The 9,003-nt window shown below is 67.1% G+C and carries 11 protein-coding genes and 1 pseudogene; 3 read left to right on the top strand and 9 right to left on the bottom strand.

What is annotated here, in order from left to right:
- The first annotated feature begins 208 nt into the window (after nt 1-208).
- Together ACFULQ_RS32415 and ACFULQ_RS32410 are read left to right on the top strand one after the other, a co-directional pair.
- On the top strand, nt 209-667 hold the full coding sequence (locus ACFULQ_RS32415) for a hypothetical protein (RefSeq protein ID WP_383550828.1): 459 nt from the start codon (nt 209-211) through the stop codon (nt 665-667).
- Between the two features lie 25 nt (nt 668-692).
- The gene (locus ACFULQ_RS32410) at nt 693-878 is read left to right on the top strand and encodes a hypothetical protein (protein WP_383550826.1); all 186 of its coding nucleotides are present in this window, start codon (nt 693-695) and stop codon (nt 876-878) included.
- A 54-nt stretch (nt 879-932) separates the two neighbouring features.
- Here ACFULQ_RS32410 and ACFULQ_RS32405 read toward each other — a convergent pair whose 3' ends face one another.
- Entirely contained in the window at nt 933-1,628 is a 696-nt protein-coding gene (locus tag ACFULQ_RS32405; RefSeq protein WP_383550824.1) for a transposase family protein, read from the bottom strand.
- 350 nt (nt 1,629-1,978) lie between these two features.
- Nucleotides 1,979-2,749 carry a transposase gene (locus tag ACFULQ_RS32400; RefSeq protein WP_383550822.1) on the bottom strand — a complete coding sequence of 257 codons (771 nt, stop codon included), beginning with the start codon at nt 2,747-2,749 and terminating at the stop codon, nt 1,979-1,981.
- Nucleotides 2,750-2,821: 72 nt separating this feature from the next.
- On the opposite strand from ACFULQ_RS32400, the gene ACFULQ_RS32395 reads away from it, so the two are divergent.
- Complete coding sequence (locus ACFULQ_RS32395; RefSeq protein ID WP_383550820.1) at nt 2,822-3,205, top strand: hypothetical protein; 384 nt, start codon at nt 2,822-2,824, stop codon at nt 3,203-3,205.
- A 112-nt stretch (nt 3,206-3,317) separates the two neighbouring features.
- On the opposite strand, the gene ACFULQ_RS32390 is transcribed toward ACFULQ_RS32395, so the two are convergent.
- The 7 genes and pseudogenes from ACFULQ_RS32390 to ACFULQ_RS32360 form a co-directional block, all read right to left on the bottom strand.
- The gene (locus ACFULQ_RS32390) at nt 3,318-4,088 is read right to left on the bottom strand and encodes a transposase family protein (RefSeq protein ID WP_383550818.1); all 771 of its coding nucleotides are present in this window, start codon (nt 4,086-4,088) and stop codon (nt 3,318-3,320) included.
- On the bottom strand, nt 4,028-4,423 hold the full coding sequence (locus ACFULQ_RS32385) for a hypothetical protein (protein WP_383550816.1): 396 nt from the start codon (nt 4,421-4,423) through the stop codon (nt 4,028-4,030). The genes ACFULQ_RS32390 and ACFULQ_RS32385 overlap by 61 nt, the downstream gene beginning before the upstream one ends.
- 364 nt (nt 4,424-4,787) lie before the next feature.
- A complete protein-coding gene (locus ACFULQ_RS32380) occupies nt 4,788-5,486 on the bottom strand; it encodes an SMI1/KNR4 family protein (RefSeq protein ID WP_383550814.1) in 699 nt (232 codons plus the stop codon).
- 32 nt (nt 5,487-5,518) lie between these two features.
- Nucleotides 5,519-6,451, bottom strand: coding sequence for a TIGR04222 domain-containing membrane protein (locus ACFULQ_RS32375; RefSeq protein ID WP_383550812.1), 933 nt, complete (start codon nt 6,449-6,451; stop codon nt 5,519-5,521).
- Between the two features lie 173 nt (nt 6,452-6,624).
- Nucleotides 6,625-7,554, bottom strand: coding sequence for a hypothetical protein (locus ACFULQ_RS32370; protein WP_383550810.1), 930 nt, complete (start codon nt 7,552-7,554; stop codon nt 6,625-6,627).
- A gap of 236 nt (nt 7,555-7,790) precedes the next feature.
- Nucleotides 7,791-8,132 carry a hypothetical protein gene (locus ACFULQ_RS32365; RefSeq protein WP_383550808.1) on the bottom strand — a complete coding sequence of 114 codons (342 nt, stop codon included), beginning with the start codon at nt 8,130-8,132 and terminating at the stop codon, nt 7,791-7,793.
- A gap of 291 nt (nt 8,133-8,423) precedes the next feature.
- Nucleotides 8,424-8,888: pseudogene (locus ACFULQ_RS32360) on the bottom strand (transposase); the annotation flags it as partial.
- Nucleotides 8,889-9,003: the final 115 nt, after the last annotated feature.

The raw sequence follows: 9,003 nt of genomic DNA, 5'->3' as shown, positions 1-9,003 counted from the left end.
GGCTAACGCTACTAGCTGTTCCGCTGGTCCCCAAGGCCGGTCATCGACAACGTCGACCTCCCTGTCCATTGGACGCCCTGACCGACGATCTCACCGCGCGCCCAAGAGAGCCATAGCCCTCCCCAAATAACCGCACAGCCCTGGAAATTGCAACCACCCTGGTCCATCCCGATGGAGCTCGTGGGATGCTAACCCCCATGGAGCGCCCATGAGTTACTCGATGTTCATCTTCCGCGCCCACGCGGCGCACGCCCACGACATACAGCAGGACACCTTTATGGCGCTCGCCGCGATGTACGTCGAGGCCAACCCGGTCTACCGGGAGGTCGCGTGGCTGCGGGACTGGCAGGCTTTCTGGATCGAGGCAGCGGGAAACCAAGGGAACGGCTGCAGCGATCTCGATCCTCAGACGTATCTGACCGATGACGATCGCATTGGGCTGTTCCGGCAGTTCCTCAGCGACTACAGGTCCTGGGTGAGCGCCACCGCCGCACCCCTGAAGTTGATCGCCGGGTACGACGCGGACAAGCTCGTCGATTTCACCGAAACGATGGAAGCCGTGGTCATCGGCGACCGAACCAATCCCAGAGTCATTCCGAGCGACTCCGTGCCTTTCCAGGACTGGATGAACGAACCCTTCGCGGGCCCGTCGCAGACTCTCCCCTGACACGAGGGGCTCACTCGGTGCCAGTGTGGTCCAGGAATTCGGCGACGGCCGGTATGCCGCGGCGGCGGGCGAGCTTCTTGCGCAGGTCTTCAAACGTGTTCGTGCCGCGTGCGGAATTGACGCCTCCCATCCGGTCGACGGCATCGTGTGCGGTGGCCACGGCGGCGTCGACGTCGCCGAGACTGAGGTGGGCTTCGGCGAGCCGGGCTAACGACCTCGTGCACGGTTGGCCGTGGCACGTCGAGCGGTGTGGCGTGGTCGGCGTTCACGCTCGAAGCCGGTGGCCGAGGGCGGCGCTCTGCTGGTGTGAGAGGAGTCCGGCGACGGCTTGGACGATGTCACTCATGTACTCGCGGCGGCCAAGGTGTCGGGCGAGAGCCCGCCAGTTTTTGAGGTGCGCGATGCCGTGCTCGATGCGGATGCGTCGTGAGGAGTGTGCCTTGCGCTGCTGCTCGTGCCTTTCCTCGTAGCAGGCTGGAGCGTTCTTCTTGAACTTGCGATGTGGTGGCGTCAGCACGCGTCCACCGGTCTGCGCTCCCATGCCCTGGTAGCCGGCATCCGCGAGGATCTCCATAAACGGGCCATCGGCCAGGAGCTGGACCAGACCCAGCTGGCGGGCCTGGGTGATGTCGGCGCAACTGCCCGGCCGGACCGGGCTGCAGAACAACACGCGCCCCTCGGTGTCCGTGACGACCGTGGACTTCACGGCGTTCTGCTTGGTCTTTCCGGAGACGAACTTGTCACGGTCCTTGCGGCCTGCGGCCGGGCGTCGCACGCGGATCTCCGTGCCGTCGATGATCCCGGTCTGACCGTCGAGGCCCAGGTACTCGATGACCTCGGCGAGGGTGCGCAGCCGGACGTCGGGCGCGACGGTGCAGCCCCGCTGCGCGAGCAGGGGCCGCACCTCGCCGAAGGCGCGGGTGATGGTGGAGCGGTCCACGCCGAACCAGCAGGCCAGCACGTCGTGCGTGGTGCCTGGCGCAGACTCACCAGCGTGGCCAGCAGCCGGTCGATGAAGACGAACTTGTGCTTCGCCCCCGCTCCTACCGCCCGCTGCCGCGGCCGTGCCGCCAGGCGAGCCTGATGCCGTTCGTGCCACAACGAGCCTATCTCGGCGATGAGTTCAGCGATCACAACTGGCGACAGCCCGGTGATCCGGTACTCCGCGATGATCAACTCACGCACCCCAGCCACCTTCATGCCCCGTTCAACGAGCCACCTGAGCACCGAGCCACGGCCAACCGTGCACGAGGTCGTAAGCGCTGTCCCGCAAATGATCGACGAGGTGTTCGATGACCAGCCTGTTCGCTGTCAGCCGGCCAGGGTGAGGTTGTGAAGGCGGGCGATGCCGAGCATGGCGTGATGGACGCCGTAACCCTTGAGACGGCAGTCGCGGAGGATCTTCCAGGTCTTCATCCGGGCGAAGGTGTGCTCGACGCGGGCGCGGACCTTGCGATGGGAGGTGTTGTGTTCCTCCTTCCAAGCGAGGAGTTCGATCTGGTCCTTCTCGCGGCGGTGCGGGATGACCAGGCCGGTGCCCCGGTAGCCGCCGTCCGCGATGACCGTGGTCTTCCCGACGGCCTCCTTTGCGCCGGACAACTCCCATGCCTTGCAGTCGTTGCGGTTGCCCGGCAGCGGCCGGCCGACAGCGACAACGAGTCGTGTGTCGGCGTCGATGACGACTTGGTGGTTGGTGGAGTACCGGAAATTCTTCGACTGTTCGGCGACGGTGTGGTCGCGGGTGGGCACCAGGATGCCGTCCACGATCAGCACGGTGTCCCGGCGGAACCGCTTGCGCGGCTGGAGTGCAAGCGCCGGTCCGAGGTCGTCGACCATGCGATCGGCCGCGGACTTTGACACCCCGAACAGCGGCGCCAGTTGGCGCAGTGTGAGGTTGGTGCGCCAGTACGCGGCGACCAGAAGAACCCGGTCCTCCAGCGGCAGGCTCCACGGCCTGCCCTTGCGCACCGGATCCGCCCCCTCACGCCGCAACACGCTGATCAGCTTGCTGAACTGACGCGGGCTCAACCCGGTGAACGGGCTTTTCCAGGACGGCACCGACGCCGTGATCACACCAGCCACAGCGAGATCATTTCAGTTGCCGTCGCCCTTCCCTCAGGCCGATCCTGTGGGCTCGGTCAACGAGGAGGACACGTGGGGCTCGTTCTGTTCCCAGGAGACGACGACACCAGCAGCCCGGACGTGTCGTGGTCCTACACCGGCTTCGGAGTGTTCCGGCGGTGGCTGGCGCAGGCCGAGGGGTTCGAACTAAACGAGATGGACGGTTTCGGTGGACGGCGCCCCTGGAACGACGTCTCCACCAGCCTGGCGCCACTCCTCAATCATCCCGACGACGACGGCCCCGAACTGACACCGATCCAGTGCGCCGCGATCCTGCCCCGCCTGCAAGAGATCGGCGACCAGCCGCAAGAGGGAAGCATCGACCCGCTCCTCCAACGGCACCTCGACGACGCCCGCCAGTTCGTGGTCGTCCTGCAACTCTGCATCGAGAAGGACGTCGACCTCCTCTTCGGCTGACGTCGGCGGGCGCCACAGGCTGACTGTGACCAGCAGTTACGGGACAACTCTTAAAGGGTGTTGCACAAGGCCGTGTTCGGGCAGGTCAGGGCCTGTGGTCGCGGTCTTCTGGTCATGATGCGAGGGCGAGGTTGTGCATGTGGGCGACGGCCTGGACCGCGTGGTGGAGCCCGTTGCCGCGCTGTCGGCAGTCGCGGAGGATCTTGTAGTTCTTCATCCGGCCGATCACATGCTCCACGCGCGCACGTACCTTGCGGTGGGCGGCGTTGTCGTCCTCCTCGCCCGGCAGCAGGGGCCGGTGGGGGCGTTTGCGATGCGGCACGACCATCCCGCAGTTGAGGTAAGCACCATCGCCCAGGACGGTCACGCCCTGGCAGTGCTCGGCCAAGCCGGAGGCCCGCCAGGCATGCGCGTCCGCGGTGGTGCCCGGCACCGGGCGGGCGGCGGCGATCACAAGGCGGGTGTCGGCATCGACGATGACCTGCACGTTCGCCGAGAACCGGTAATTGCGTGACGAGGAACCGACCTTGCGGTCGCGAACCGGCACCAGGGTGCCGTCCACGATCCACAACCTCTCCGTAGCATCGGCCGTGCGAGAGACGGGCTCCAGCGCCAGCAGCGGACCGAGCCGCTGGATGACCCGGCACACGGTGGAGGAAGAGACGCCGAACATCGGGCCCAGCTGCCGCATCGTCAGGTTCGTCCGGTAGTACACGGCAACGATCAGCACCCGCTCGGCCAACGGCAACGACCACGGTCGGCCCCGCTGCGTGCCGTTGCCGCCCCGCTCCCGCACCACCTTCAACAGCCCCGAGAACCGCGTCATCCGCAGTCCCGTGAACGTCTCCACCCACACCCGCTCAGCACGTAAAACCCCAGCCATACCAAGGAGATGCCCAGCTCAGAGCCTTGTGCAACACCCTTTAGGTAGATGGCGTGGCCGCGGGGGAAGGCGTCGCCGTTGTACACTTGCTGGCTGGTGTGGGCGGCGGATGCGTCCAGGAAGTGGGAGACGGCCCGTTTGGGGTGCCCGAGGTTGAGGGCGGAGCTGCCGATTAGCTGGTGGGCCTCGCCGAGGTGGCACCAGTAGACGCACGGGAGGTCGTCCTCGATGGGACCGGCGTATTCGTAGGCGTCCAGGGCGGCGTTGGCGGACCGGTCGGCGGCCCGGAAGCCGCCGGCGTGTGCGTGGGTGCAGCAGGCGCGGGCGTGCAGCATGGAGATCAGGCGGGGTGATCCGTCCTCGGTGCCTGGGACAGGGCGGCCTTCATGAGCGCGGCGATCCTTCTGTGAACCCCAGCGGAGCCCCCAGCCAGTGTGCTAGCCGACCATGATCGATCTCAGCGCCAACCGCTGTACCGATGTTCCCGAGGCCGGATCCCGGTTACCGTCCTGCCTGCCCGGACCGGCAGCGCGAGGGGCACCGGAGCGCCTGCCTTTCCCCCGATGTCCCTCCGGCCGGTCGGGCCCGGCACCAGGCGGCTCAGGCGGCGCGTAGAGTGCCGAGGGCGGCGGGGTCCGGGAGAGGTTGAACCAACCCGAAGCGCACACGAGTCGATCAGTGCTCCCCAGCACGCTTCGCCTATCGCGGACGACGGCGCGGAAGACGCGCGGCGGCCTCGGCACCCTCCAGCCAGTGGAGGTACCAGCGTGCGAATCCGACCGGCGTCTGAGGCTCGCCGAGGGGGCGGAACTCACCGTCCCCCGGGCGGTCGTCCGCCCACATACGGCCACTCTCCGGGCCGGTCAGGACGAGCCAGTCGCAGTAACCGCAGCCCTCATGACTGAGCTTCAACGCACCACGCGTCACCCGGTCGAAGAGTTCGTCACCCGCGGTCATCCAGGCGCTGTATGCCGCGAAGTACGCCTCGTCGTCGAAGCCGGACAGCAGTGGCTGTCTGTCCTCGTGCTCCGCCAGAACCTGCCACCGTTCGTCCCCCGTCAGAAACGGAAGCCGCAGGTAGTCGTGGCGCAGGGGGCGGTCCACGTTGCTCCACAGCCATCCCGCGTCCGTCCGGCGCAGGATGCTGAGCCCGTAGCCCGGCCCCGCACCGCCGGCACCGACCTCGAGAAGGAAGCTCCGGTATTCCTCAGGCAGCGAGACACCCCACCGGGCCTCCGCCTCGGCGATCTCCAGCTCCGACAGCGCATCCGCGAACCGGAAGTGATGACCCGATCCCCCGGCCAGGTCCCAGGCTCCGAAGACCTGCCGTGCCTCGTCCACCCGGGCCAGCGCCTCCACCCGCTCGCGGACCCCACTCCACATGGTCTTCTCCCCCATGAACCGAACTGTAGGCCAGGGCAACGGCGCGTTCACCCGGTGAAGTTGCCTCGAGTGCGCTGCAGTTCCTCGGCGGCCACGTTCCGTGCGCGTTCGCCGGTGCCTTGGTCGACCGCGGCGGAGAAACCGGGCGTATGGGCGGCGAAGTGGTTGTACGCCTCCAGCCCGAAGACGGCGTGGGCGGCCGCGGCCTCGTCGGGAGCGTACGGCTCGGTCCGGTTCGCCGGGTCCAGATGCGCGTGACGGGCCCGTGCCTGACGGACCACCTGATCGCCCCGCTCCGTCAGCACGGGCAGCAGCAGCGCCTCGGGCTTCTCGCGCGGCATGGTGAGGACCCAGGCGACCACGACCATCGCCATCGCCGTCCACATCGCCACGATTCCGTAGCGCCAGTGCAGGAACAGGTACACCACCAGCGCGGCGAGCGGCAGGGTCAGTACGGCAACCGTCCAGCACCACACGGCGCGAGGTGCCCTGAAGTCGATGTACACGCCTCTGCCCCGTAAGTACCCTTCTTGGTACAGACGTTGGGCGATCGGGTGCGTGACGCTCTGCGGGGCCGCAGAAGCGGGGTTCCGGTAGGACGCGAGGGACCAGATCTGCTGCTCCAAGTCCGACGCGTCGGGCGCGGCTCTTTTGCGGTAGCCGGCCGATCTCCGCAGGGTCGGCTCCCCGTCTGACGTCGTGCCCGGCACCAGGACCCCGCGTGCCACCATGCCGACGAGCACCGTCCAGAACGCGCTGCCGGCTTTGCCGTCCCCCTGGACGAGGGCGGCGACCCCGGCGATCCCCAGCCTGAGGTCTTCGTCCGGTACCGCGTCGGCGGGATCCGGTTTCGCCGCCTCGTAGCGTGCCACGGCATCAGCGACGGCCCGCTCGTGGACCCTGTCGTCGAGCGCCACCGCACCCGCCACGAGGGCCGCATAACCCAGTACGCAACCGGCCCACACGAACCAAGTGATCATCTGGACAGTGTCAAGGGCATGATCCGGCAATGGCAAGAGACAGGCACCCGCCTCGTGCAGCTCTTTGGACCTGGACAACCTGGACGAGCACTGGACGCTGTTGAAGGACGAGCAGCCACTCGTGTCCGGCAAGCGCGGTGCGACGCTACTGGGCTTCGCGGTGCGCTGAAGTCCTACACGCAGTACCGCCGGTTTACCCGGGGCCGGTTCGACCTGCCGGGTGAGGCGGTGGAGTTCGTCACCCGGCAGATAGAGGCGCCTGTGTGAGAGCTGGACGGTATGAGCGGAGCGGTCGGACGGTCGAGTACCACCGTGTACTTCTTCCGCAGGCCGAGCACCCCCTGGGCGGCGCGGAGCCGGTAGAGGGCGTTGATCTCCAGGAGCTGGTCGATGACCTCCCGGCAGGCGTCCCCGACCTGGGATGCCTGGCCGCGGCACCAGATCGGCGTCTTCATCTGGAAAGCGATCTTCTCGGGCGGGTAGTCGCCTCTGTCAGTGCGTTTGCCCTGTTCCAGGGCGGCATGGGTCTTGACCAGTTCGCCCTCGTGGAAGATCTGCACCGTGACAGCGGTGGAGCGGACATCGACGCGGCGTCCGATCAGTTTCCAGGGCACTGAGTAGAGGGTGCGGCCGACCTTGATGTGGATGTCCGGCCCGACCGTCGCCTTCGACCACCGGGCCAGCACGAACGGCTCGGCCGGCAGCGGCAGCAGGGCCTCAGCTTCCGCTGCCTCGAACACCGACAGCGGCTTCGCACCGTCCAACGGCCGGCACTGCTGACCGGCTACGTTTCTCGCCCAGAGCAGGGCCTCGGCCTGCATGTGCTCCAGCGAGGTGAACGTCCGCCCGCTCCAGAACGAGTCGCGGACATAGGGCATGGGCCGCTCCACTCTGGGCTTGTCCTTCGGCTTCGCAGCCCGGGCCGGGTCCACCAACGTGCCGTAGTAGGAGGCGAGTTCGGCGTACGACTTGTTGATCTTCGGGTCGTAGAGGTCCGGCTTGTCCACCCCGGTTTTAAGGTTGTCCGGCACCAGGCGCCGCGGGATGCCGCCGAAGAAGCGGAAGGCTTCCGCGTGCGCTTCGGTCCAGGCGTGCTGGTCCATGTGGGCCACCGGCCGGACAACATGTGCCGCGAGGCGGGCAGCACCATCACGAACGCCCAGATCCGGTGCCGTTTCCCGGTCGCCGGGTTGATCCACTGCCCCAGGAAGCCGTAGTCGATCTGGGCCTCCGAGCCCGGCTCGGCGTTCTCCCGCAGCACCGTGACCTTCGAGCGGGCCGCCTCCTCGGGCAGGTTCTCGTGCACGCAGCGGCGCAACGTCGACAGCGACACCTTCAACTATCCCTCGCCCCGCAGCCGTTGGTGGATCGTGGTGACCGTCGTGGTCTCCAGCAGGCTCTTGACGTAGTCCCGGTGCGGCTCGATCTCTGCCCACGGCACCTGGTTCAGCCTCCGGCTGGCCACCCCTGGGAACCAGCTCTTGAGCAGTTTGGCCCAGTCCACCTCGCTCATCGGCGGCCCACCCGGAGTGATCCCGGCCGCCTCCGCCGACGCCAGGTACTTCCTGATCGTCTTGCGGTCCACCCCAAGCGAGGCGGACACCTGACTCTTGGACCGCCCCGCGTACCAGTGCACGTAGATCTCGACGATGTCGACCACGGTGAATGTTCTCTTTGCCATCCGGTGCGTCCGTCGGCCTCTCAGCTCGCAGGTCAAGGGACCTCGACGGCTCCGAGAGGCCAGGACCCTCAACCCGGGCACCGGCATGCCCATGGGGAACCCGACCGATTCGCAAGGAAGATCTAGAAGCTTCGAAAACCACCCGAAACAGGGAACATCAGGCTAGTTTGAGCGTGTTCAGCGGCACCATCGACGGTCAGCGTCCCCATGGAGAGTCGTGACCACAGGGGTGGGGAATTGACTGACGCCGATCATGCAGATCGTGGGGAATTGTTTGACCGTCGACACCGGATAGACGCGGTCCAATGGGCGGCTCTGCCAGGCGGCCATACCCTCCATGACCTGGTCGGTGATGGTGGAGATGGTCTGCTTGGACACCTCGGCCCCGTACACCTCGGCCAGGTGGGCGGAGATCTCGCCGTGTGTGAGGCCCTTAGCGGACAGCGACAGCACCATCTCGTCGACCCCGGTCAGGCGCCGCTGCCGCTTCTTGACGATCTGCGGCTCGAACGTGCCCGAGGTGTCCCGCGGGACCTTGACCTCGACCGGCCCGACGTCGGTCAGCACGGTCTTGGCCCGGCCCCTGTTGCGGGAGTTGCCGCTGCCCCGGCCCGCCGCATCGTGTTTCTCATAGCCGAGGTGATCGGTAATCTCACCTTCGAGCGCAGATTCCAAGACCCGCTTGGTCAGCTGCTGCAGCAGCCCGCCCTGCCCGGTCAGCTGCAGCCCCTCCGACCGGGCCCGTGCCACCAGCATCGCGACGAGTTGCTCGTCGGACACAGGCGCAGGCTGCCCCAACTGGGCACTCTCGTCAGGCTCCACGGTCTCCAACTCCACGGCGGTATCAGGCACTTGACGTCTCTCCCATGAT

The organism is Streptomyces sp. NPDC057253, assembly GCF_042669125.1.
GTDB lineage: Bacteria > Actinomycetota > Actinomycetes > Streptomycetales > Streptomycetaceae > Streptomyces.
Note: the sequence above shows the minus strand (reverse complement) of the source record. Positions and strands in the feature narration are given on the sequence as shown.